The following is a 23,336-nucleotide window of genomic DNA, read 5'->3' as shown; positions in this document are numbered from 1 at the left end:
TTTGTGACTGTGCGACGCTCATGGCGGAGCAGGATTGCCTCAGTCTTTGGCAGCAGAATCCCGTCAGCGAGAGTTGCAGGTCCTACGTCAGTGCCACCGCGCCGGATCAGGTCACACCGATGCTCGTTGATCTGGAGAATGGCCAGTGTCGGATGATGACGCTCCTTTGCAAAAACCGGTACGGCGCCAGCACACCGAACCTCGCGCGGGATGTCGAAAAAACCGAGTTAAAAAAATCCACAACTGCAACGGCGAGCTGCAGCTTGAGCCCTGCCCGGTCATTCAATCTGAACAGGGCCAGTGAGGGTGCTGGCCCTGAATCAGATCAATATTCAGGCCGCCGAACCCGGTTCAGCTTGCCGGTTCAGGCGTGTCAACAGCAGCCGATCCAGGACCCATACGACCACCAGCGAAGCCCCCACCAACGGGAACAGCACCGCCAGCGCCAGCATGATCGCCACCCCGGTTTTCCATTTCGGCAGGTCATGGCGCAGTGGTGGAACGCCGAATTTGCCTTGCGGGCGACGCTTCCACCAGATCACCACGCCGCTGACCGCGCTGAGCAGAATCATCAGGCAGATCAGCAGCACGATGATCTGGTTGAACGCACCGAACATCTTGCCTTCATGCAACATCACGCCGATTTCCGTGGCGCGAGCGACGCTGCCGTATTGCTCGAAGCGCACGTCGGCGAGAACGTCGCCGGTGTATTGATCGACGTGCAGGGTGGCGTCGTTGCGCGGGTCATCGGCGAATACCGCGATGGTGAACACGCCGGTGGCGGTGGTGGGCAGGGTGATGCTGTAGCCCGGCTCGACCTTGCGTTGCACGGCGATGTTCTGCACGTCTTGCAGGCTGATGGTCGGCGCGGCGGGACCGGCTGGTGCGGCGCCGTGGGCCATGTGTTCGGCGTGGTCGCCGGACATCGGCATCGGCGTGTTTTCCATCGCCCAAGGCACGGTCTGGCGCGTGGCGCTGTTGAGGCTGCGGGCTTCGACGTCGGACTTCGGCACGTTGTCCCACATCGCCGCCGGGAAGGTGTTCCAGACCTCGGCGTATTGTTTGCCCCAGAACCCGGTCCAGGTCATGCCGCTGAGCAGCATCACCAGCAGGAAGGCGGCGCCCCAGAACCCGGTCACGGCGTGCAAATCACGCCACAGCACGCGACCGCGACTGCTCAAGCGTGGCCACAACACGCCGGCGTACTGACCTCGCGGCCACCACAGGAAAACCCCGGACACCACCAGCACCACGCCCCAGCCGGCGGCGAGTTCCACCAGCCGATCACCGACGGTGCCGATCATCAGCTCGCCATGAATCGCCCGGGCGAGGGCTTGCAGGTTTTTCTTGGCGTCTTGCTCGCCGAGGATGTCGCCGTGGTACGGGTCGATGAAGACGTTCAGCTCCTGGCCGCCGTTGATCACCACAAACTGCGCGCTGCGTTCGGCGTTGATGGGCGGCAGGTATTGCTTGATCTGACCTTGTGGATAAGCCGTTTTTACCCGCTTGAGCAGGTCGTCGGCGGACACCGTTTGATGCCCCGCCGGGACGTTCATCAGGCTGCCGTACATCAGCGGGTCGAGTTGCGGTTTGAACAGGTAGATGAGGCCGGTCAGGGCCAGCATGACCATGAACGGTGCGACGAATAATCCGGCGTAGAAATGCCAACGCCAGGCCAGGTTGTAGAAGTTGGGTTTGGGCTGTTTCATCACGTGTGCTCCGCTTTGGCTTGGTTCTTTGTTGTTGTCCGGTGACTGCTGCGCAGTCGTTCGCGGGCGAGCCTCGCTCCTACAGGTCCAGGGTGTTCGCATCGTTTGTAAACGACGCAAATCCGTAGGAGCGAGGCGTGCCCGCGAAGCTTTTAAAAGCTCATATCCACCTTGGTCCAGAGCGTGCGCCCCGGTTCGTTGATGGCTTGCGGGTCATTGGCCGGGTAGCCGAAACCGGCATTCCCCGCCAGGTTCAAATGCTCGGCGTAAGCCTTGCCGAACAGGTTGTCGACGCCCGTGCTGACCTTCCAGTTTTTGTTGATGCGGTACGCGCCGTTGAGCGAGAACACGCCGAAACCGGAGCTCTTGTCGAAGTCCTTGCCGACCACGTTGCCCTTGTTCTGGTCGATGCGGTTCTGCGCCGCCACCACTCGCCACAAGGCCCCGGCGCTCCAGTTGTCTTCGCTGTAGGTCAGGCCGAAGCGTGCGTCCAGCGGCGGCATTTGCGGCAGTGCCTTGCCGTCGCTGCTGTTCTTGCCCCAGGCATAGGCCAGGGTCGCGTCGGCTTTCCAGTTCGAGGTCAATTTGTAAGCGGCCCCGAGTTCGCCGCCCATGATTCGCGCGTCGATGTTCTGCGCTTGTGACGTACTGCCCATCATCCCCGGCGTGTAGTTGAACAGGATGTAATCGCGCACCTGGCCGACGTAACCCGAGGCCCAGGCTTCGAGGTCGTCGGTCTTGTATTGCAGGCCGAAGTCGAGCTGGGTGGTTTTTTCCGGTTTGATCGAGTCGAAGGCGTTCACCGAACCGGCGGGACCGGCATCCGGGGAAAACAGCTCCCAGTAATCCGGGAAGCGCTGGCTGTGACCGAGGCCGGCGTACAGCGTGGTCGGGCTGTCCGCCAAGTCGTGTTCATAGCGGACGAAACCGCTGGGCAGGGTGTCGGCGCGGGTTTTGTCGGCGGTCGGGTTCGGCATGCTCATCATCCCGGAACCGGTGCTCTGCCGATAATCCTTGGCTGAGGCACGGTCCACCCGCGCACCGGTAATCAGCCGATCACGGTCGGCGGCGTACCAGGTCAATTCGCTGAACACCCCGTAGTTATGGAAGTCGGCGTCTTTGGTGTAGGGCAGGTCCTTGTAGGTGTCGATGCCCATGCTGCTGCGCTGGCGGTGTTCGTTGGTCTGGGCGTCGAGGCCGCTGATCAATTGCACATCGGCCCAGCGCCAGGTCGCCTTGATCCGCGCGCCGAGGGTGCGCCGGTCGACGTTGGACGCCATTGGCCCCGCCATCATCCCGGTGCCGGACGGCGTGCGCAGGGTGTAGTTGTCCATCACGTGGTCGGCGTAGTTGTAGTAGACCTGGGCCTCGATCTTATCCAGCACGTCGCCGATGTTGGACTTCTCGAAACGCAGCCCCAGGCTTTCGCGTTTGAACTGCGAACCGTCCATGCCGCGTCCGGCGTACCGCGCCTCGCCGTCGCCCTTGCCGGCGGTCAGCTCCAGCAGGGTGTCGGCGTCCGGGGTCCAGCCCACCGCGACGTCGCCGTTCCACTTGTCGTAGCGCGACGCCACGGTGTCGTTGTTACCGTCCTTGTAGTCATCGGAATGGGCGGTGTTGCCGATCACTCGCACATAGCCCAACGGCCCGCCCGCTGCGGCGTCCACCACTTTGTCGAAGCGGCCGTTGGAGCCGGCCAACACGCTGGCGTTCACCCGGGTGCCGAGTTCGCCGAAGCTTTCCGGTTCACGGTCGAACAGGACGGTGCCGGCCGATGCGCCCGGGCCCCACAGCACGGTTTGCGGTCCTTTGATCACGGTGAGCTTGTCGTAGGTTTCCGGGGAAATGTACGACGTCGGCGCGTCCATGCGGCCCGGGCAGGCGCCGAGCATCATGCTGCCGTTGGTGAGGATGTTCAGCCGCGAGCCGAACATGCCGCGCAACACCGGATCGCCGTTGGTGCCGCCATTGCGCACGAGGGCGAAGCCGGGGATGGTCTTCAGATAATCGCCACCGTCACTGGCCGGCACTGGTTGGCGCGGGTCCTTGGGGTTGGTGACGATGGTCAGCGGCGAGCTTGGCGCGATGGCGGTAATCACCGTCGGGCTCAATTCTTCGGCGTGGCCGGCGTGATCATCGGCCAGCGCCAAGGGGGCCAGCAAAACGCCGCAAAGGACGGCGGAGGCATGGGTGTAAAAAAAGCGTGTGTCAGCAGAAAACCTGGACATGACAATTTCCATCGAACAGTCGTAAACGACACGGCCGGCAGCGTTCGCATTCCCTGTGGGAGCGGGCTTTATGGTGAGGCGCTTGTGTGGCGAGGGGGCTTGCCCCCGTTCGGCTGCGAAGCAGTCGTAAACCATTGCGTGCGGTGTATCTGATACACAGCAATTGCCGGTTTTGGGGTCGCTTAGCGACCCAACGGGGGCAAGCCCCCTCGCCACAAATGCCCGCTCCCACAAGTTGCTACGGCTACTTCTAAACCGTGTGAGATCGGTGTGGTGTTTACGACGTGATGGGCGGGGCGCGGGTTCGGGCGCCAGGGAAGAACGACAGCCGGGCGTGGCCCAGGCGGGTGGCAGGCGTGGTGAAGGTCGTTACGTGAGGTGTGTTGAACGCGACGAAGGATTGGCCGCCGGTCAGCGCCGGGCAGTTGAACAGCAGGCTGCAGTAGCCACACTTTTCCCAGAGCGCGTGATGCTCTGCTTTCGCAGGGCAGTGTTCTTGCGCCTGCTCACCGTGGCCGTCCATGCTCATGTCCATCGACATGTTCATGGACATTGGGGCGCCCTGATCCATCGGCATCGACTGAGAAATCAGTGGACCGATAAAGATCATCAGCATGGCGAACAGGCTGATCCAGCTACCTCGCGTCAGGCCTGACGACTGACGGCGATGTGCGGATGACCTGGCGCTAAGGGCGCGCATGGCGGTTTCTGCTCAGGCGATTACTGGGCGTGAGCGTGCATCTGCATGTCTTCCGGTGGCTTCTTCTGCACCGAGACTTCAACCGTCACGTTGCCGGACTTCTCGAAATGCATCGTCAATGGAAAACGCTTGCCGTCGCTCAAAAGGCTGCGGTCCTTCAGGTTCAGCAGCATCACGTGATAGGCCATCGGCGCAAACGTGATGGTGCCGCCGGCAGGGATTTCCACGCGCGGCACTTGCTGCATTTTCATCAGATCGTTTTGCATGACGTGTTCATGCAACTGGGCTTCGCCGGAGATCGGCGAGTCGACACTGAGCAGTCGATCAGCGGTTTTGCCGTTGTTGTGAATCACGAAGTACGCCGCCACGGTCGGCGCGTTAGGCGGTAGTTCCTGCGACCACGGATGGGCGATTTCCAGCTCGCCGGCCTTGTATTCGTGGGCATTGGCGAAACAGGCAGGCAGCAGCAACGCGGCCAGAACGATGAGTTTGTTCAACATGGCAGTTCTCCAGAACGATTCAAAACGCAGGTCAATTGCGAGAAGGAATCACACCAGAGGGGAAGCGCGGGGGTTGAGACTCGGCCATTGCTGGCGCGGCGTGGGCGTATCGAGCGAGGCGGCGGGCAGGCTTCGATTGGCCTCGAACCGCGCGAAATACAACTGCGGTACATGCCCCGGCAGCGCCACCAGAGGCGCCGAGCCCGAGCAGCACCAGCAATGCTGCATAGTGGAATGATCGTCGTTTTGCGGGGTTTTCTGTTCCAGCGTGCCCAGGGAAATCGCCACCATCTTCGTCCCGCTGGACGTGCAGAAACTGCCCCACAACAACTGCTCGGCGGGTGACTTCGCCGACTGCGCCATCGCTCCGGTCATCGGCATGGCGAGCATATTGAACAGCACTGCAAAGCAGGCGATCCAGGCAAATGCGAGCCGTTGTCGGGACATGGGACAGATCCGGTTGAGTGGGCGATCAGGCGCGGCTATTTAGCCTGATCAGGGCCGATAAGTAAAAAAGCGGCGTGCGGTGTGGTGTCGCAGCGTACTTTCAAAAGAGTGTAGCGGCTTCGATTCAAAATGCCGGAGTTCAGGCTAGAACACTACCCTGTGGCGAGGGAGCTTGCTCCCGCTGGACTGCGTAGCAGTCCCATCTTTTGTGAGCGCTTCGCACTCAAGCGGGAGCAAGCTCCCTCGCCACAATGATTTATGCGTCTGTCATATTGCATTCCGCCAGTGCGGCCAATACCTCATCCACCAACCCAAACTCCCGCTCAACCCGCGCTAACACCGGCCGCTTCAACACCAGCACCGGCACCCCGCGCTCCCGCGCCACTTCCAGCTTCGGCTCGGTGGCGGTGCTTCCGCTGTTTTTGCTGATCAGCACATCGATTTGCCGACGTTCGAACAAATCCCGCTCCTCCTCGATCACAAACGGTCCACGGGCGCCGATGACTTCGCAGCGTTCGTTGCCGGGGTAAACGTCGAGGGCGCGCAAGGTCCAGAATTGCTCCGGGGGGATTTCGTGCAGGTGTTGCAACGGCTCGCGGCCGAGTGTGAACAGTGGTCGGCGGAACGGTTTCAAGGCTTCGATCAATTCTGCCCAGTCGCTGACTTCCCGCCAGTCGTCTCCGGCCTGAGGTTGCCAGGCCGGGCGTCGCAATGCCCAGCACGGGATGCCGCTCATTTGTGCGGCGGTGGCGGCGTTCTGGCTGATTTGCGCGGCGTAGGGGTGGGTGGCGTCCAGCAGCAGTTCAATGCCTTCATCGCGAATGAACTGCGCCAGGCCTTCAGCACCGCCGTATCCGCCGACGCGAACCTGGCAGGTCAAATCCGTCGGCACCCGACCGACGCCGGCCAGGCTGTAAATATGCTCCGGCCCCAACGTCCGGGCGATGGCCAGGGCTTCGGTGACGCCACCGAGCAACAACATACGCTTCATTGAAAAGCTCCCGCATGACCCACAATCCCGCCCTGGCGATCAATCGCAAACACCTCGACCTGCACCTGCGCCGGCACCACGCTGCGGGCAAACTCCAGCGCATGCCGACACACTTCATCCCCCAACGCGATGCCGACAGCGCTGGCCATGGCTAACGCCTGCTGACTGGTATTGGCCTCACGGATCGATTGCTGCAAAGCACCGTCCGCCCCAATCGCCGCCGCCCATTCGGCCAGTTGCGGCAAGTCGATGCTTGAATGCCGGCTGTGCAGGTCCATGTGCCCGGCCGCCAGTTTGCTGATCTTGCCGAAGCCGCCGCAAATGCTGAGTTTATCCACCGGCACTTTGCGCAGGTGCTTGAGCACCGCACCCACGAAGTCGCCCATTTCGATCAGGGCGATTTCCGGCAGGTCGTAGACCCGGCGCATGGTGTCTTCGCTGGCATTGCCGGTGCAGGCGGCGATGTGCAAGTAGCCGTTGGTTTTCGCGACGTCGATGCCCTGGTGGATCGAGGCGATGTACGCCGCGCAGGAAAACGGCCGGACGATGCCGCTGGTGCCGAGGATCGACAAGCCGCCGAGAATCCCCAGGCGCGGGTTCATGGTTTTCAGCGCCAGGGCTTCGCCGTTCTCGACATTGACCGTGACCTCGAAACCGCCGCTGTAGCTCAGCTCTTCGGCCAGCAATGTCAGATGCTCGGTGATCATCTTGCGCGGCACCGGGTTGATCGCCGGCTCGCCGACGTTCAGCACCAGACCGGGACGCGTCACGGTGCCGACGCCACGGCCGGCAAAAAAGCGAATCCCCGGCTCGGCACCCAGGCGCACGTGGGAATAAAGCAACGCGCCATGGGTCACGTCCGGGTCATCCCCGGCGTCCTTGAGGGTTCCAGCCTCGGCGCCGTCGTCGTTCAAACGGCAGAATTCCAGACGCATCCGCACCTGCTTGCCCTTGGGCAGGACGATCTCCACCGCGTCCGCCGTCGCGCCACTGAGCAACAACCGGGCGGCGGCGAGGCTGGTGGCCGTGGCGCAGCTGCCGGTGGTCAGGCCGCTGCGCAGGGGCGCGGGTTGTTCGGCGGTTTCGTCACGCATCGAACGGTTTCGTCACGTCGAGCAAGGTAATCGGCAACGCCTGACGCCAGGTATCGAACTCGCCAAGGGGTTGGGCCTGGGCGATGTGGATGCGGGTCAGTTCACCGCCATGCTGTTCGCGCCAAGCCATCAGGGTCATTTCACTTTGCAGGGTCACCGCGTTGGCGATCAGGCGGCCGCCGGGTTTCAGCGCCGACCAGCAGGCGTCGAGCACACCCTCGCGGGTCACGCCGCCGCCAATGAAAATCGCATCCGGGCGTTCGAGCCCGGTCAACGCTTGCGGCGCGCTGCCGCGAATCAATTGCAGGCCCGGGACGCCCAGGGCATCGCGGTTGTGTTCGATCAATAGCTGCCGGCCTTCATCAGCCTCGATGGCCAGCGCCCGGCAGCTCGGGTGCGTGCGCATCCATTCGATGCCGATCGAGCCGCTGCCGGCGCCGACGTCCCACAGCAGTTCGCCGGGTGTCGGCGCGAGGCGGGCGAGGGTGATGGCGCGCACGTCACGCTTGGTCAGTTGGCCGTCGTGCTGGAAGGCGCAATCCGGCAAACCGGCGAGGCGTGACAGGCGAGGGGTGCCAGGGTCGGCGATGCACTCGATGGCGACAACATTGAGATCGGCAATGCCCGTTGCGCTCCAGTCGCGGGCCACCCCGTCGATGCGCCGTTCGGCATCGCCGCCCAAGTGTTCCAGCACGGTCAGTCGGCTCGCCCCGAAACCCCGTTCGCGCAGCAACTCGGCAACCGCCGCCGGGCTCTGCCCGTCATTGCTCAACACCAACAACCGCACGCCACCGGACAACTGCGCATTCAGCGCAGCCACCGGGCGAGCCACCACTGAAAGCGTCACCACGTCCTGCAACGGCCAACCCAGGCGCGCCGCGGCGAGTGAGCTAGAGGAGGGCGCCGGCAGAATCAGCATTTGCTCGGCAGGAACCTGTCGCGCGAGGCTGGCACCGACGCCAAAGAACATCGGGTCGCCACTGGCCAGCACGCACACCGCTTCGCCATGACGCTCGAGCACCGGGGCCAAGGAAAACGGACTCGGCCACAACTGCCGCTCGCCGCGAATGCACACCGGCAGCAAATCCAGTTGGCGCTGGCCGCCGATGATCCGCGAGGCGTTCATCAGGGCGCGTCGGGCGTTTTTGCCCAGGCCCTTGAAGCCGTCTTCACCGATTCCCACAACCGTCAGCCAGGGTGTCATGCCGTTCCTTAATCCAGGGTTGATCTTCAAGGGCGGCATGATAACGCGGCTTGCGTCATTGCAGGCTCATCACTTGTCGAATGCCTGCCTGCTGTGCACTGACATTTAATGTTGATAAACCTCGACTGTTTTAATTAATCAATTTGTTTAGTCTGGTTTGTGCAGGGGCGCTGGGTATAGGGCGCCCATCAAAAGACCGGATGATATAAATGCCAAGGAGGCGAGGAAGTAATGAACTCAGTAAGTAACTTAAAAGGCACAGCCACCGTTGTGGATAACACGGTGTTATGCAGTGCCCAAGGGCCGACAAAAGAGGAACGTGACTTTGCCAGGAACTGCTTTTTACTGGCACAGCGCGAAGCAGACCAACATTACAACGTGGAAAGAGAAACAGGGCGGTGGTTTGACCATTACGCCGACTTGATGTGGAAGCATGGCTGGTCGCTGGACAGCGATCACATTGAAGTGGTTAAACCCAGTTTTTCCGGAAACATACAACAGATGTGGTCAAGTGCGGTTTCTAAACTGGTTTCCGGCCCTCAGATAGAAGAAGTTGAGCGGGTTATTGCATTGGTCGAACGAGATGCCCGATTGCTGACGGCATTTTCCGACGTCAGTGGAAGAGCGGTCAGGTTTCAACTGATTCCCATGGGCTACAACCGTAACGGGGATCTGGACGTCGTGGTGTCGCACATCCGGCTGATAAAACTGACCATGAGCACGACCTATCTGTTCTGGCGCGTGCGCCAACATACTTCTCAGTTGGAAATCCGCGCCCGACGCCTTGTAATCAAGCGCCGGGTGGTCGAGGCCCGAAAAAAGAGCGTGGAAGACGCTGTTCGGAGTCTGCCTTTTACAGAGTACGAACTGTAAGCCCGCCCGGCGGCGGATTTTTACCCTCGATCGGTCGGCAGGCATTTTCATGCGCTCGGGCAAAGCAGGCATAATGGCGACCTTTCGCCCATCACCGCGCAGCCAACCATCCCTTGAACGTCCGTCCGATGTCCACCGCCTTACGCCCCTCGGCTTGCCCGGGGTTGCTGCGTATTGTCCAGGCGCTGGATGGCGGTATCTGCCGGATCAAGTTGAATGGCGGCTCGATCAGCGCAGCCCAGGCTGACGCCGTGGCCGATGCCGCCGAGCGTTACGCCGGCGGCGTGATCGAGGCGACCAACCGCGCCAACCTGCAGATTCGCGGGATTGGCCGCGAAGAGACGGCATTGATCGACAGCCTGCTGGCCGCCGGGTTGGGGCCACGCACGGCGGCGGGCGACGATGTGCGCAACCTGATGCTCAGCCCGAGCGCCGGGATTGATCGGCAGATGCTGTTCGACACGCGCCCGTTGGCCGAGCAGATCCTCACCAGCCTGCAAAGCCATGAGCGTTTCCACGGGTTGAGCGCCAAGTTCGCCGTGCAACTCGATGGCGGCGAAGCCTTGGCGATGCTCGAACATCACCATGACCTGTGGCTGAGTGCCGTTGAACAGAATGGCGAGTGTCTGTTGGCGTTCGGCCTGGCCGGCTGCCCGACGGACGTAGCCCTGGGCGCGGTGCGGCTGGAACACGGTCATGCCTTGGTGATCGCGGTGCTGGAGCGGTTCCTCGACCTGGCGCGCCCCGAGCAGACCCGCCTGCGTCATCTGTTGGCCGAGTACCCGCTGGCCGGGTTTGTCGCGCAATTGGCCGAACGTGTGCCGCTGCTGTCCATCGCCAGTGTGCCGCGCACCGTTTCTGGCGTCCTGCACATCGGCGCGCATCCACAGCGCGATGCCGGTCGCGTCTATATCGGCGCGGTGCCCACGTTGGGCCGGCTCGATCCCGCCATGCTCCGTGGCGCGGCACAACTGGCTCGCGAGAAGGGCGACGGCACCCTACGTTTCACGCCATGGCAAAGCCTGCTGCTGCCCACTATCCACGAAGACGACGCCGCTGAAGTTATCCACCGCCTGGAAAACCTCGGCCTGCGCTGCTCGGCCGACGACGCCCTGACCCATGTGATTGCCTGCACCGGTTCCGCCGGTTGCGGCAAAGGTGTGTCCGACACCAAAAGCGATGCCCTGCAACTGGCGGCGCTGCTGCAACGTCACGACCAGATCCTCAATGTGCACCTGTCCGGCTGCCCGCGTTCCTGCGCCGCCGCGCACGTTGCGCCGGTCACCTTGCTGGCGGTTTCTCCCGGTCACTACGACCTCTATTTTCGCGATGCAGCACAGCCCGGTTTCGGCGCGCTGCACGCACGCAACCTTACTATTGAAGCGGTCGCGACCTTGCTCGACGCCCGCTCACGGAGCCCCCTTGATGCTTGATTACATCCGCGACGGTCAGGAGATCTATCGCAACTCCTTCGCGATCATTCGTGCCGAGGCCAACCTCTCGCGCATCCCGGCCGACCTGGAAAAACTCGCGGTGCGGGTGATCCACGCCTGCGGCATGGTCGACGCCATCGACGGTCTGCAATTCTCCGAAGGTGCCGGCAAGGCCGGGCGCGATGCCCTGGCCGCCGGCGCGCCGATTCTGTGCGACGCGCGGATGGTGTCCGAAGGCGTGACCCGCACGCGCCTGCCCGCCAATAATCAAGTGATCTGCACCCTGCGCGACGACAGCGTGCCGGAGCTGGCCCGTGAGTTGGGCAACACCCGTTCCGCCGCCGCGCTGGAACTGTGGCGCCCGCACCTGGAAGGCAGCGTGGTGGTGATCGGCAACGCGCCGACCGCGTTGTTTTATTTGCTGGAAATGCTCGACGCCGGCGCCCCGAAACCAGCGCTGATCCTCGGCTTCCCGGTGGGCTTCGTCGGTGCCGCCGAATCGAAAGCCGCGCTGGCGGCGGACAGTCGCGGCGTGCCGTTCGTCATCATGCAAGGCCGGCTCGGCGGTAGCGCCATGGCCGCCGCCGCCGTCAACGCGCTCGCCACGGAGATCGAATGATGCAGCAGCCTGGACGCTTGATCGGCCTGGGCGTGGGCCCCGGTGACCCGGAACTGATTACCGTCAAAGCCCTGCGCCTGCTGCGCGAATCGCCGGTGGTGGCGTACTTCGTCGCCAAGGGCAAGAAGGGCAATGCGTTCGGCATCATCGAAGCGCACCTTGTCGATGCACAAAACCTGTTGCCGCTGGTGTACCCGGTGACCACCGAAGCGCTGCCGGCGCCGCTGTCCTATGAACAAGTGATCAGCGATTTCTACGACACCGCCGCCGAGCAGTTGGCGCAACATTTGGACGCCGGGCGCGACGTGGCGGTGATCTGCGAAGGCGATCCGTTCTTCTACGGTTCCTACATGTACCTGCACGATCGTTTGGCCGAACGTTATGTGGCTGAAGTGGTGCCGGGTGTGTGCTCGATGCTTGGCGGTGCTTCGGTATTGGGCGCGCCGCTGGTGTATCGCAATCAGAGTTTGTCGGTGCTGTCCGGCGTGCTGCCCCATGACGAACTCAAGCGTCGTCTAGCGGATGCGGACGCGGCGGTGATCATGAAGCTGGGGCGCAACTTCCCCAAGGTGCGCCAGGTGCTGGAAGAACTCGGTCTGGCCGGGCGTGCGCTGTACGTCGAACGCGCGACCATGGCCAACCAGAAAATCGTGCCGCTGGATGCAGTCGAGCCGATGTCCTCGCCCTACTTCTCGCTGATCATCGTCCCCGGCGAACGGTGGCAAGGGTGATGGGCCGTCCTGCTCCGGCCATTGTCATCCTCGGCAATGGCAGCCTCGCCACGGCGCGGCGGATTCAGCAGCGCTACCCGGACGCTTTGATTCACGGACTGGCCGGGCGGGTTGAAGGCGCCAACCGCGACTATCAGGAATTTGGCGCGACCCTGCGCGAACTCTATCAGCAAGACACGCCGATCATCGCCCTGTGCGCCGCCGGCATTGTCATCCGCACCCTGGCGCCGTTGCTCCTGGAAAAAGGCGCCGAGCCGCCAGTGCTCGCGGTGGCCGAAGACGGCAGCGCCGTAGTGCCGCTGCTCGGTGGCCTGGGTGGCGTGAATGTCTTGGCGCGGGAAATCGCCGCCGCGTTGGACGTCGCCGCCGCGATCACCACCAGCGGTGAATTGCGCTTCGGCACCTGCCTGCTCAACCCGTCCGCTGGTTATGCCTTGGGCGATCTGGAGCTGGGCAAGCGCTTCGTTTCGGATTTGCTCGCGGGTGAATCGGTGCGCATCGAAGGCCCGGCGCCGTGGCTGGCCGCGGCGCAGTTGCCGGAGGATCAGCAGGCGCGATTGGCGATTCATGTCGGGCATGCCGAGCGTGAGCCGAGTGCCAATGAACTGCTGATCTATCCGCGCAACGTGCTGGTGGCGTTGACGGCGGGGACGGCTGAAACCCTTCGCACCGCATTGCATGACGCGAATATTGCGCTGCAATCGCTGGCCTGTTTGTTGGCCGATGAACGCGAGATGGCCAACCCGGCCCTGCGCGAAGCGGCGCTGGAATTGGGTGTGCCGCTGCGATTCAGTGCCCGGCCCGGCAGCGTGCTTGAGCTGGCCCGCAGTGCAGTGCCGTCGCTGCTGACGTCGATTGAAATCAATGACTCGATGGCCATCGCCGTCGCCGCCGAACCTCTCGACCCACTGCTGCTCGGCCGCCCGCGTGGTCGTCTCGCCGTGATCGGCCTCGGCCCCGGCGCCGCCGAATTGATGGTGCCGGCGGTCAGGGCCGAACTGGCCCGGGCCAATGACATCCTGGGTTACGAAACCTACGTGCGCATGGCCGGGCCGTTCCGCGCCGATCAAGTGATGCACTGCACCGACAACCGCGAAGAGATGCAGCGTGCCCGCCACGCCTTCGAACTCGCGGCCCAGGGGCGTTCGGTGGTGGTGGTGTCGTCGGGTGATCCGGGCGTGTTCGCCATGGCTGCGGCGGTGCTCGAAGCCTTGCACGAATCCAGCGATGCCAACTGGCACAACGTCGATCTGGAAATCCTGCCCGGCGTTTCCGCGTCCCTGGCCACCGCCGCTCAGGCGGGTGCGCCACTGGGCCATGACTTCTGCGTGATGTCGCTGTCGGACAACCTCAAGCCGTGGGCGATCATCGAGAAACGACTGGATCTGGCCTCCCAGGCCGACTTGGCCCTGGCCTTCTACAACCCGATCTCCCGCTCACGTCCGTGGCAGCTGGGCCGCGCGCTGGAGATCGTCGCGCAGCACCGCACCGCCGAAACGCCGGTGGTGCTGGGGCGTGACATTGGCCGGCCGGGGCAGACATTGCGTGTCACCACGCTTGGCCAATTGACCCCGGACCAAGTGGACATGCGCACGATGGTGCTGGTCGGTTCGTCCACCACCTGCGTGTTCCCTCGCGCCGAGGGTGGTGCGTGGGTCTATACGCCGCGCTGGTACGGCGACAAGCCGACCTCTTGATGCACGACGCCTCCACTCGGAGGCGTTTTTTTGTTCATTTATTAGTTGGCACGATGTGATGTCGGGCTGGTTTTTGTGTGCCTGGCACTAAGTTTCAAGTTGTGTAGACATTAAATGAATTTGTTTGTGGTTTGAAAAGTTCTATGCGAACTATTAGTTTTGTTCCGTGCAGTGTGTTTGTTGTTATTAATTTTAATACTTTTCAGATGATTTCAATTGTGACTTGTTACTCCAGTTGCAAGTGGCGGTGTGTGCTTGTCTGATGGATCGTATTTAATAACTGCCAAGAAAAATCAATGCGAAGTTGAATGTCGAGGGATGAACATTTTTCGACGTGCCCACGCGTGTCCCATTTTTTATTCAATGGATAAGTTGTCATGGAAGAACGTAATTTGAATGCGCTGGCCCTGCCGGCCTGGATCGATATGGCTGAAGTCAGGTCGATACTGGCCGAAGCTGTTTCGATGCCCGAATTCAGTCACTTGGAACGGTATTTTCAGGCCTCCATTAGCGCCATGGATGTGTCCGAAGAACTCACGGCGGTCAAGCTGTTCGAAGACACCCTGACGTCGCTGATCAAGCAACTCGAGACACCGACGACCGGGGAGCAGACCAGGCTGATTGCAACGGTCAGGGAATACGCGGTGCGCTGCGAAAACACCGTCAACATGTTGGTCGGTACGCAACCGGAAGTGCCGAAGGTCATGCACTTTGTCTGGGTCGGTGGCAGCGAGTTCGGCGCCATTCAAAGGGATTACATGAACATCTGGCGCCAGGTGATGGTGCCCGAGGGGCATCGGTTCAACCTGTGGTACGACAGCGATGCATTGCTGGCCTTTGAGATGAATCGGGTCATCCATGAGAGCGCCAGGGTGCATGCCATGGAGGCGGGCGGCGCCACGGTAACGAAGCCGGCTGAACTGGCGGGGATGATCGAAGATCGGGCGCGGGTGCTCAAGTGGCAAATGGCTGAGCATCTCGCCCAGCCGCAATGGGCCGGCAAGGCCGATGAAGCGCGGATCGATTTGATGGTCAGGGCTTATGGCAAAGACAAGGATGTGCTCACGGCCTTCCGGCAAAAGTGCCTGGACAGTCACTTGGCCATGGTTGATGACAACACCCGCCTGCGCGATGTTCGCGATACGTTCCAGTCGCACTTTCTCTGGGATGTTTATCAGCGTGAAGTGGCGATGCGTGGCAATTTTGCAGCGGCCAGTGATGTGGTGCGCCTGCTGGCGGTGGATATTGAAGGTGGACGCTACAGCGACCTGGATTACTTGCCGGGGCTGATCAAGCCGATCGGCGGTGTCGATATCAGCAAGTTTAGCGATGGGGCAGCAATAGGCGTGTTGCAACTTCTGCTCAATCACAATGCGCTGCTGTTGCCGGGGCGCGATGTTAAACGCTACGAGGATCGAACCGGGAGCATCCCGGTGGAGCATCAAGAGGCACTGCGCAAGTTTGCCGAAAGTAAGCCCTCGGTTCATGACATTTTTGTCTTACCCAAAGACAATCGAGTCGCCGTGGACGGCATGCGCCTGGCGCGTGCCACGTTCGGTGATATGAATTCGCACATCATCGCCCACCCAAAGAGCGGAGCTGTGCAGCACACGCTGCAATTGATCCGTTTCCACTACGACTGCTTGCTTGAAGTCGAGCGAAGGCTGTTAGCTCTGGGAACTGATTTTGGAGATGCCCGGGTAGCGTCTGATCTTATTGTTGATGTCGTGCGCGATCGCTATGCACAACGTTCATTCCAGTCTAGTGATCCCAGTACCGTAATCAAAAATGTGACGGATGGAATCAGCGCTTATTACCGGGATGGAATACGGCCGGAAGCTCGTGGAACCGTTGCGATGACTGGCCCTGGTGCGACGGTACTCGGTCTTGCAGAATTTGGCGAAATGCACCTTTCGCCTAGCGGGGCTGCAACCATCAGGGTGGACATGCAACTGAAGGAAGGTTTCAACGATCTGACCGAAGAAGACAAAATTTCTGGTTGGTCAGTCAACGACAATCCACAGGAATGGCTGCAACAAGAACAGGAAAAATGGACCGCCGGCCGCTACAAAACCCGTTACGCCGGTGACCTTGCCGAGTTGCTCAAAGGCCAGGCCCTGACCTTCGAAAAAGGCTGGCCGGTGATCGAGGGGCGTCCGGTCCTGGATACCCCGTTATTGCAACGCTGGGTCGATGAATCGGGTGAATCCTTCGTCCGCGCCATGACCGATAAATTGACCGGCGAGGTTCGCCTTCAAGGGCGGCTGCGTGTCAGTTTCGAAGAGCGCCAGCGGATCCGCGCACAAGCGCCGGTCGAACTGCCGTCGTCAATTGGTGCTCAGCCGCTGGGCAACTTTAACGAACTGTTCGCCCGTATCGCCCATGGTTCACTGCCGCTGAACCAACTGAGCCCGGTGCACCGGGTGTATCTCGGCGGTTTGTTCGGCGCCCAAACCCTGGACGATGCGGGGTTTGCCGACACCTGGCAGCGCAGCCGCGAGCTGGCACAGAACACCGTCGAGCGCGGTCTTGCGCAGCGCTACCTCGCGATTGAGCAAGCGTTGCTCAGCCAGAACAGTCCCGCTTTTGCCGCTGGTTTCGCCGAAGGACAAGCGCGTTTCGAAGTCTCGGCGCAAAACGCCAAAACCCTCAAGGCTCTGGCCTTTACCCAACCGTTGAGTGTGCGCGCGTGGGGCGAGCACATCGCTCGGATCCGCCTGCAAACCGAACACGAATTACGCATCCAGGTTCTGGACCGCAGTGCTTCCGTGCTGGAACGTTTTGTCGCGGCGGGCGCGTCGTCCGCCAAGATGATGCCGCAGGGGCTTTTGATTCGCGCAGAAGGCGACCCCGGCCGGCACTGCTATCCGCTGGTGCTGACCCTGGCGGCGGCGCTGTCGAAGGACGCGTCGGCAGTAGACGCAATGATCGCTCGCGTGGCCAACGCGAACCTGGACCCGAATGCCAACGATAGCCACGTGTTTCTGCGCACCCTGGATGAGTTGCGGACGGTGGCGATGGTCGAGACCGGTACGCCGGCCGGTCAGTTGCGGCTGGACCAGCTTCTGCGAACGCTGGAAGACAGTGCTAGCACCCGCACATTGATGGTCAATACCGACAACCACTCGATGCTGATCGCCAAAGTGGTCGACGGAGCATCAAGCAGCTACCGGTTCTATGACCCGAACTTTGGCATCTTTGGTTTTACAGAGGCTCAAGCTCTGCGCCGCGGCCTCCAGCAGTTTCTCGGCGATCCGGGCATCAGTGGCCTGTACGGCATCAGCCCGTCGGTGGATGCGACCTACCATGTGCTCGATCTCAATGGCTCGCGAATCGCCGAGAGGTCGCTGCCGTCGCATGTTGCAGTATCTGCATTGCTGGAACATGCCCCACTGAGTGGCGACACGGCGGTCACGCCATGGGCGCATCACGCGGCATTGCGCGCACGCTCCCTGTCGGAAAATGCCCGTCTGGGTCAGGGGCTGGCGGATCTGGAAGGCCAAAACTGGGCCCGGCAACTGGATGAAGTGACCTCCCGGCTGCGCCTGGAAAACAGCCTGGGTCGTGAATTCATCCCAATGATCGAAACCGCACAAACCAACGCCGCCGGCCAAGTCACGGTGTCGATGGTCAACGTCAAGAATTCGCAGACGGTGATGAGTGTCACCACGGCCGACACTCGCCTGATCCGGATCAAATCCTATCTGCGCGAACGTTTTCTGGCGCTGGGCCAACCCGCCGAAGCTTCGCCGGTCAATACACTGAACGCCGGTTTCGCGATCCAGTCCCTGATGCTCGCACTGCATCAGCGCGAGGGCGCATTGAGCGCCGATAACGCGCCGTTGGCGCTGTCCGTGCGGCTGCACAGCTATGTCGTTTACGCACAAATGATTCACGGCGTTGTCAGTGATGTGGTCGGCGTCATACGGCTGGTGCGTGAGGCCTTGAGAAACGAGAAGGTGATCGCCGCCACGACGTCCAGTGTGGTCGGTCGCGCGCTGGGCCGGGCCGTTGGTGAGGGCATCGGCCATCTGCTGGCCGTTGCCAGCGTCGGGTTCGATATCTATGAACTGGCCAACGCCGATGACCCCGCGCAAATCGCGCGTATCGGTACTCAGCTGTTTTTTGATTCGGTGGGGCTGGTACTCGGAGTGGGTGGGCTGGCCGTCGGCGGCACCGCCGGTGCTTTTGCCGGAGCAGTCGCGGTGCCATTGGCAGGAATCGGTTTTGGCGTTTCAGCCCTGGTCAATAACTACAGCTCGATCCTTCTGAAGTCGCAGAGCGTCGGCAAGTATTTCTACAGGTTGAAGTCCGCCTACGAGGATGGCGGTCACCTGGTGTTCAATGGCGTGTTGTGGCCAAGGCCGGAGGTCGTGACCACCACGATTGAACTACGCCGTCGGAATATCCAGTTCGACACGCATAAGTTGTTTCCCTCGCGGCGAAACGGGCCAGGCTTGCCGGACTATGTGGTCGACAGGTCCCGGGGGATTGATCTACGGGATAATTGGGGCTTGCTCGACTTTGCCTTGATTGATGGCGGCATTGACCCTAATACCGACCAGCCCGGTGATGAAGTGATCACCAGGGTCGTGCTGCCGAGCACGCCCAAACGTCATTACGGGTTTGAGTATCAGTTGCTGCCTGGTGCCGTGAACCGGCATGACAAAGGCTTCGACGAGGCACGCGAGCTGGAGTTCGATGGTCGGGGCAACCGCCAGTTTTACTTCACTCCCTGGACCCCTTTCGAATATATCGTCTACAAACTATTGCCAGTCTATGAACCCACGCAAATCAGTGTGCACCTGGATAAAGTCGTCACCTCGTTGTCCGTCTGGCCAATTCTTGCTGAATGCCATGGCCTGGTCTCCTATGACATTGAAGGCGTCGGCGGACAATGCTCTCTCACGCTCATCCCGGGCATTGCCAGCGTGCAGCTGACCACCTTGAAAGGCTCTGGCGCGATGCGTTGGATGATTGGCGCGGCCTGGGTCAATGAACGAAGCGTGGTTGTGGGTGACTCGACGCTGAAAGTGGGTGGCATTGAAGTCACGGTCGAAGCGGGCAACGAAATCTATCTGCTGCTTGAAGGCGGTCAGGTGTTCCAGGTCGATCGGGCGAAGCGCCAGTTGGTCCTGACGCAACTGAATATCAGCGACAAGACCGACTTGGCAGCCTTGCGAGAACAATTGGCCAAACTGGGTGATGATCACCGAATCCCCACCCCCTATCTGCCGTTGCAGCACTTCACCGCGCCTTTCAGTGACCCGGCGGCACCGGTTCGAACCCGGGCTTTCTACGACGTAGCGAAAAAACGGACGCTGTACGCGCGCAACCTGCCTGCCGCTGTCCGCGAGGAACTTCAGCTCGGCACGGTGGTGGGCGACCACGTGTATTTCTATCATCGTGAACACACGAGCATCTGGCGCGTCGATGTATCCACCGGGCTGGTCAACCGTCGCTACCGGTTGCTCAATCCTCAGTCGGGTTCGACCCTGATCGCTTGTGAGAGTGCGGGGTCGACGGTGCGAGTTGTGCAGCAGGTGATGGGTAATAACGGCCAGTCCTATAGCCTGGTCTATTTGGTACAGGGCGATCAGATCCATATGAGCGCCGTATCGACAATGGTGAGCGACGCAGATCAGGAGGACCCGTACTGGTATGCCTGGAATGACTTCCTGGCGCTGTTCAGCTTGAGCGATGTTTATGCGGATGCCACGCCGAACATGGCTTCGGATGTCAAACAGTGGCAACCGCCGCTGTACCTCGCATTGCAGGCCCACTTGAAGACTCGGATCTACACCTCCTGGTTGCGCATCCGTGACAACTGGATGATTGTCAGTGCTGACCCTGTCGCTGATAACGCTGTGTTGCTAATGCCAGAGACGGATCAGCACGACAGCTTCCTGATCTACACCATTTCTCTCGGGCGGCTGCGACGCGGCACTCGAGGCGAGGGAGACAGGATCACCGTCGAGACAGTGCTGGACGGCATCAAGAGCTTGACGGCACAGGGGCGCAGCTACCTGGTGGTGACCGACTCCGGCCTGATGTTTGATGCACGCGGCTCCGGGACGGTGGAACTCTGCGGGGTCAACCTGACGTGGCTGGAAAAGCAGGCTAATTGGCTGAGCGAGTTGGCATTGCTGGCCGAGCAGTATCAGGTGGCAGGCATCGAGGTGACGGGATTGACCACGTCCCGGGGAAGCGCGCTGGTCGGCTGGTATCAGGACAAGCGTTTGCTGTTGGTCGATGCTCAGAGCGACCAGGGCTTGCGTTTCCTGGCAACCACCCCGGACCAACGCTACGCCTGGTTGTTCGCACCGACGACTGGCCAGCTTTATCGCCAAGCCTATCTGGATAACGAACAACTGAGCGCGGCATTTGCCCAGGGCACGCGCCTGCTATCAGGCCATCCGTTGGCCGCCGCGCAGCGCGAGTGGTCAGAATGGACGTTTGCCGAGGTCGAGCTGCATGGCAGCGGCCTGAGGGGCGTGACCCGCGATGGCATTCAGCTTGATTTGCAATACGGTCTTCAAGCCCGCATCGTCGGTGTCACGGAGAAATGGCTCCGGGCCAATGCCGCAACGTTTGATCCGAGGCACGACCGTGCAAGAGCTGCTCTGAAAACGCTGGTCAGCCAGCACCCGCATCACCCTAATGTGTCCATCGGCAATCGCTTCAGCCGTGACTGGTATGTGAGCGACATTGATGAGGTGGTGGGCGTGAGTGGCTCCAAGCTTGACATGCGATTGCTGGGTGTTCGCAACCTGGGTGTCGGCAACAAAACCATGGCATTGGTGCATGAAGTGCCGACTGAGCTGACTTACAACTCATCCAAGGTCGTGTGGGTGCAGCCGAGCTTCGCCCGGCGTGAGGGTGACGTGCTGACCCTGCGACTGCAGGGCAGCTTCACCGACCTGGAGCCACTGCTGCCTGATGGCGTCACACAATTGGTCCTGGGCACGGGCTCGGATTCGCTGAGTTGTCGCGTATCGCTTGCGGTCTGGCAGCGTCTGGAATGCCTGGTGCTGGATGCCTCCGGGCGATCATCGGACGGTGCGGCCGGGCCGTCCACCACCCTGATCATGGACGTCGGTCCTCAGGATCTGTGGCGCGTGGATCAGGTTGACGGGCAGTTGCTGTTCACCGATCCGGACTCAGGCCACAGCCTGGTCCTGAGCGAGGTGGAATCGGCTGATCCAGCTTCGCGCAGCCAGGTAAGCCTGGGCCTGCACGTGCTGGGTGAAACACGAACCGTGAGCCTGGAGCAATTGATCGGGGCGCTGAGCGTCGGTCAGGTTGATTCGCTGGCGGCGCTGGTCCGGCGGATAAACCCGAAGTGACAGGGCTTCGGCAGTCCGTGTAAATGAAAACGCCGCAGGTTATTCAAACCTGCGGCGTTTTTTTTCACGGTCACTTTTCAAGACGTGGCATTCAGGGCACCAGGTAACCCCTGACCCCGGTAAAGATGATTTGTGCCGCCAGGGCGCAGACGAACAGGCCCATCAAGCGGCTGACGATCTGCAAGCCCTGATCACCGAGGATGCGTTCGATACGGTTGGACAGGTAAAGCACCACGCCCACGGTGAGGCTGGCCATGGCAATGCTGAGGATGGCCGTGAGTTTGTCATCCCAATGCGGCTGGCTGACGCCCATCACCAGCAGCGCACCGATGGTGCCGGGGCCGACGGTCAGGGGAATGGTCAGCGGCACGATGGTCACGTCTTGTTGCACGTTGTCGGTCTGCACCACGGATTTGCCTTGGGCCATGCCGAGCGCGGAGATGAACAGCACACTGCCGGCGCCGATGCGAAAGGCATCCACCGTGATCCCGAACACGTCGAAGATCACTCGCCCGAACAGGTACAGCAAGACGCTCGAGATCAGGGTCGCCAGGGCCACTTTCCAGGCCAGGCGACGTTGCTCCTTGCGTGAGTAACCGCGGGTCAGGCTGATGAAGCAGGACAATACGAAGAACGGGCTGTAGAGCACCAACATCTTCAGGTAAACGCTGAATAACACGTGGAGCATGGTTGGAACTCGCAGCAAGAGAGTTGAGGCGGAGTCTATCAGTCGATACGTGGCCCGTGGGATATGTTTCAAGCGTCTTTTTTACCTTCGTTCTTGCGCTGCTCCAGTGTGTTCAGGGGGTGGTTTCTTAGTTGCGAAAGTTGATTAAGGATAATGTTACAGCTTTCAGTTTGTTGGTTTTTTAGAGCTTGGTTAGAGTGGGTTCCACAAGCTCATGATGAGTTTGATTAATTATTTAACAAGGAGTTTGTTATGTACAACCAATCTATTCGTGACAGCTATGTTGCTACTTGCCTGAAAAATATTGAAGCGTATGAAGTTGATGCCCCGGAAGTTTCCCGTCCGCGTGGCTTTCTAATGGCGCAACCGCCTGTTGAAGAGCCGAGCAAAGCGTCTATTGTGGGCGAAGCCGTTGTAACGTTCACCGGTAATCTCAGTGCGGAAAATCGCTCGGATGCTCAGAACGCCTTTCTGTTCGCTTCCCTGGTAGCAAACAAGAAATACCCGTTGCAACATCAGGGTAAAGAAAATTACGAGATGTTCCGCGAAGTGATGACCAGTTGCGGTTGGACGCCAGTCACCAAGTTCTACAGTGATTTGAATGTGTCCGGGACCAGCGTCCGTATGGATAAGTTGGTACTGGAGATCCTGGGCTCGGTCGTCGCCGGTGTCGCCCTGCCGGGCCCGACCAGTGCACTGATGCTCAAGGTCGCGGGGGATGCCATTTCCGCTTTGCAGAAACGCGATACCGCGCTGACCACGTATGAGCGAAACCTGCTGGAAAACGGTATTGGCGGTGTCGCCACCGGTGCGTGCACTGAAGTTAATGGCGAGGCGATCATGGCCGTAGGCGCGGTGCGTTTCATGCGTCGAAACTCGTCGACCAAAGTGCTGTTCGTGGATGTAGATATTCGTGATGCGAAACTGTATCGCGGTGAAACCATGTTTGCCAAAAACGATATGGTCGCTAATCAGGCTCGCGAAGCGATCAAGACTAAACTGGGCTTGAATATCGAGAAGAAGATTGAAGATTACGAAATCTGATTAATTCGTGACGGAGCGGCCAGGTATCGGCC

Annotated in this window: 16 protein-coding genes; 7 read left to right on the top strand and 9 right to left on the bottom strand. The window is 60.8% G+C overall.

Going from position 1 to position 23,336, the window contains the following annotated elements:
* Positions 1-332: 332 nt before the first annotated feature.
* From ACZ89E_RS19410 to cbiE, 8 genes are all read right to left on the bottom strand, one after another.
* Positions 333-1,709 carry a PepSY-associated TM helix domain-containing protein gene (locus ACZ89E_RS19410; RefSeq protein WP_476256269.1) on the bottom strand — a complete coding sequence of 459 codons (1,377 nt, stop codon included), beginning with the start codon at positions 1,707-1,709 and terminating at the stop codon, positions 333-335.
* A 152-nt stretch (positions 1,710-1,861) separates the two neighbouring features.
* Positions 1,862-3,937, bottom strand: a complete 2,076-nt coding sequence (locus ACZ89E_RS19405) for a TonB-dependent copper receptor (RefSeq protein WP_476256268.1) — start codon at positions 3,935-3,937, stop codon at positions 1,862-1,864.
* Between the two features lie 277 nt (positions 3,938-4,214).
* A complete protein-coding gene (locus ACZ89E_RS19400) occupies positions 4,215-4,637 on the bottom strand; it encodes a DUF2946 domain-containing protein (RefSeq protein WP_476256267.1) in 423 nt (140 codons plus the stop codon).
* 20 nt (positions 4,638-4,657) lie between these two features.
* Positions 4,658-5,137 (bottom strand): copper chaperone PCu(A)C, encoded by a 480-nt coding sequence (locus ACZ89E_RS19395; RefSeq protein ID WP_476256266.1) that lies wholly within the window; start codon positions 5,135-5,137, stop codon positions 4,658-4,660.
* A 48-nt stretch (positions 5,138-5,185) separates the two neighbouring features.
* Complete coding sequence (locus ACZ89E_RS19390; protein ID WP_476256265.1) at positions 5,186-5,584, bottom strand: DUF2946 domain-containing protein; 399 nt, start codon at positions 5,582-5,584, stop codon at positions 5,186-5,188.
* A gap of 256 nt (positions 5,585-5,840) precedes the next feature.
* Positions 5,841-6,575: a cobalt-precorrin-6A reductase gene (locus ACZ89E_RS19385; RefSeq protein WP_476256264.1), complete on the bottom strand. Its 735-nt coding sequence runs from the start codon at positions 6,573-6,575 to the stop codon at positions 5,841-5,843.
* Positions 6,572-7,669, bottom strand: coding sequence for a cobalt-precorrin-5B (C(1))-methyltransferase (locus tag ACZ89E_RS19380; protein ID WP_149660654.1), 1,098 nt, complete (start codon positions 7,667-7,669; stop codon positions 6,572-6,574). Before ACZ89E_RS19380 ends, ACZ89E_RS19385 begins: the two co-directional genes overlap by 4 nt.
* Positions 7,662-8,873, bottom strand: a complete 1,212-nt coding sequence (cbiE, locus tag ACZ89E_RS19375) for a precorrin-6y C5,15-methyltransferase (decarboxylating) subunit CbiE (protein ID WP_476256263.1) — start codon at positions 8,871-8,873, stop codon at positions 7,662-7,664. The genes ACZ89E_RS19380 and cbiE overlap by 8 nt, the downstream gene beginning before the upstream one ends.
* A gap of 231 nt (positions 8,874-9,104) precedes the next feature.
* Here cbiE and ACZ89E_RS19370 point away from each other — a divergent pair, with 231 nt between their 5' ends.
* From ACZ89E_RS19370 to ACZ89E_RS19345, 6 genes are all read left to right on the top strand, one after another.
* Positions 9,105-9,746 carry a hypothetical protein gene (locus ACZ89E_RS19370; RefSeq protein ID WP_149660657.1) on the top strand — a complete coding sequence of 214 codons (642 nt, stop codon included), beginning with the start codon at positions 9,105-9,107 and terminating at the stop codon, positions 9,744-9,746.
* A gap of 128 nt (positions 9,747-9,874) precedes the next feature.
* Positions 9,875-11,179 carry a precorrin-3B synthase gene (cobG, locus tag ACZ89E_RS19365; RefSeq protein ID WP_476256262.1) on the top strand — a complete coding sequence of 435 codons (1,305 nt, stop codon included), beginning with the start codon at positions 9,875-9,877 and terminating at the stop codon, positions 11,177-11,179.
* On the top strand, positions 11,172-11,798 hold the full coding sequence (locus ACZ89E_RS19360; protein ID WP_149660659.1) for a precorrin-8X methylmutase: 627 nt from the start codon (positions 11,172-11,174) through the stop codon (positions 11,796-11,798). The genes cobG and ACZ89E_RS19360 overlap by 8 nt, the downstream gene beginning before the upstream one ends.
* The gene (locus tag ACZ89E_RS19355; protein WP_149660738.1) at positions 11,798-12,529 is read left to right on the top strand and encodes a precorrin-2 C(20)-methyltransferase; all 732 of its coding nucleotides are present in this window, start codon (positions 11,798-11,800) and stop codon (positions 12,527-12,529) included. The genes ACZ89E_RS19360 and ACZ89E_RS19355 overlap by 1 nt, the downstream gene beginning before the upstream one ends.
* Positions 12,529-14,226 carry a precorrin-3B C(17)-methyltransferase gene (cobJ, locus tag ACZ89E_RS19350; protein WP_476256261.1) on the top strand — a complete coding sequence of 566 codons (1,698 nt, stop codon included), beginning with the start codon at positions 12,529-12,531 and terminating at the stop codon, positions 14,224-14,226. Before ACZ89E_RS19355 ends, cobJ begins: the two co-directional genes overlap by 1 nt.
* A gap of 377 nt (positions 14,227-14,603) precedes the next feature.
* Entirely contained in the window at positions 14,604-21,572 is a 6,969-nt protein-coding gene (locus ACZ89E_RS19345; RefSeq protein WP_476256260.1) for a TcdA/TcdB pore-forming domain-containing protein, read from the top strand.
* 91 nt (positions 21,573-21,663) lie between these two features.
* Here the strand turns inward: ACZ89E_RS19345 and ACZ89E_RS19340 are convergent, their stop codons facing one another.
* Positions 21,664-22,260 carry a MarC family protein gene (locus ACZ89E_RS19340; protein ID WP_149660662.1) on the bottom strand — a complete coding sequence of 199 codons (597 nt, stop codon included), beginning with the start codon at positions 22,258-22,260 and terminating at the stop codon, positions 21,664-21,666.
* A gap of 252 nt (positions 22,261-22,512) precedes the next feature.
* Here ACZ89E_RS19340 and ACZ89E_RS19335 point away from each other — a divergent pair, with 252 nt between their 5' ends.
* The gene (locus ACZ89E_RS19335; protein ID WP_149660663.1) at positions 22,513-23,304 is read left to right on the top strand and encodes a hypothetical protein; all 792 of its coding nucleotides are present in this window, start codon (positions 22,513-22,515) and stop codon (positions 23,302-23,304) included.
* The last annotated feature ends 32 nt before the right edge of the window (positions 23,305-23,336 follow it).

The organism is Pseudomonas sp. TE3899, from assembly GCF_056279105.1.
This window is presented reverse-complemented; position numbering and strand designations above follow the sequence as displayed.

Bases quoted from the DNA above. Each gene is read 5' to 3' on its own strand.
- ACZ89E_RS19410 (WP_476256269.1), bottom strand. From the start codon at position 1,709: ATGAAACAGCCCAAACCCAACTTCTACAACCTGGCCTGGCGTTGGCAT.
- ACZ89E_RS19360 (WP_149660659.1), top strand. From the start codon at position 11,172: ATGCTTGATTACATCCGCGACGGTCAGGAGATCTATCGCAACTCCTTC.
- ACZ89E_RS19395 (WP_476256266.1), bottom strand. From the start codon at position 5,137: ATGTTGAACAAACTCATCGTTCTGGCCGCGTTGCTGCTGCCTGCCTGT.
- ACZ89E_RS19405 (WP_476256268.1), bottom strand. From the start codon at position 3,937: ATGTCCAGGTTTTCTGCTGACACACGCTTTTTTTACACCCATGCCTCC.
- cobJ (WP_476256261.1), top strand. From the start codon at position 12,529: ATGGGCCGTCCTGCTCCGGCCATTGTCATCCTCGGCAATGGCAGCCTC.
- ACZ89E_RS19385 (WP_476256264.1), bottom strand. From the start codon at position 6,575: ATGAAGCGTATGTTGTTGCTCGGTGGCGTCACCGAAGCCCTGGCCATC.
- ACZ89E_RS19370 (WP_149660657.1), top strand. From the start codon at position 9,105: ATGAACTCAGTAAGTAACTTAAAAGGCACAGCCACCGTTGTGGATAAC.
- cobG (WP_476256262.1), top strand. From the start codon at position 9,875: ATGTCCACCGCCTTACGCCCCTCGGCTTGCCCGGGGTTGCTGCGTATT.
- ACZ89E_RS19355 (WP_149660738.1), top strand. From the start codon at position 11,798: ATGCAGCAGCCTGGACGCTTGATCGGCCTGGGCGTGGGCCCCGGTGAC.
- ACZ89E_RS19390 (WP_476256265.1), bottom strand. From the start codon at position 5,584: ATGTCCCGACAACGGCTCGCATTTGCCTGGATCGCCTGCTTTGCAGTG.
- cbiE (WP_476256263.1), bottom strand. From the start codon at position 8,873: ATGACACCCTGGCTGACGGTTGTGGGAATCGGTGAAGACGGCTTCAAG.
- ACZ89E_RS19335 (WP_149660663.1), top strand. From the start codon at position 22,513: ATGTACAACCAATCTATTCGTGACAGCTATGTTGCTACTTGCCTGAAA.
- ACZ89E_RS19380 (WP_149660654.1), bottom strand. From the start codon at position 7,669: ATGCGTGACGAAACCGCCGAACAACCCGCGCCCCTGCGCAGCGGCCTG.
- ACZ89E_RS19340 (WP_149660662.1), bottom strand. From the start codon at position 22,260: ATGCTCCACGTGTTATTCAGCGTTTACCTGAAGATGTTGGTGCTCTAC.
- ACZ89E_RS19345 (WP_476256260.1), top strand. From the start codon at position 14,604: ATGGAAGAACGTAATTTGAATGCGCTGGCCCTGCCGGCCTGGATCGAT.
- ACZ89E_RS19400 (WP_476256267.1), bottom strand. From the start codon at position 4,637: ATGCGCGCCCTTAGCGCCAGGTCATCCGCACATCGCCGTCAGTCGTCA.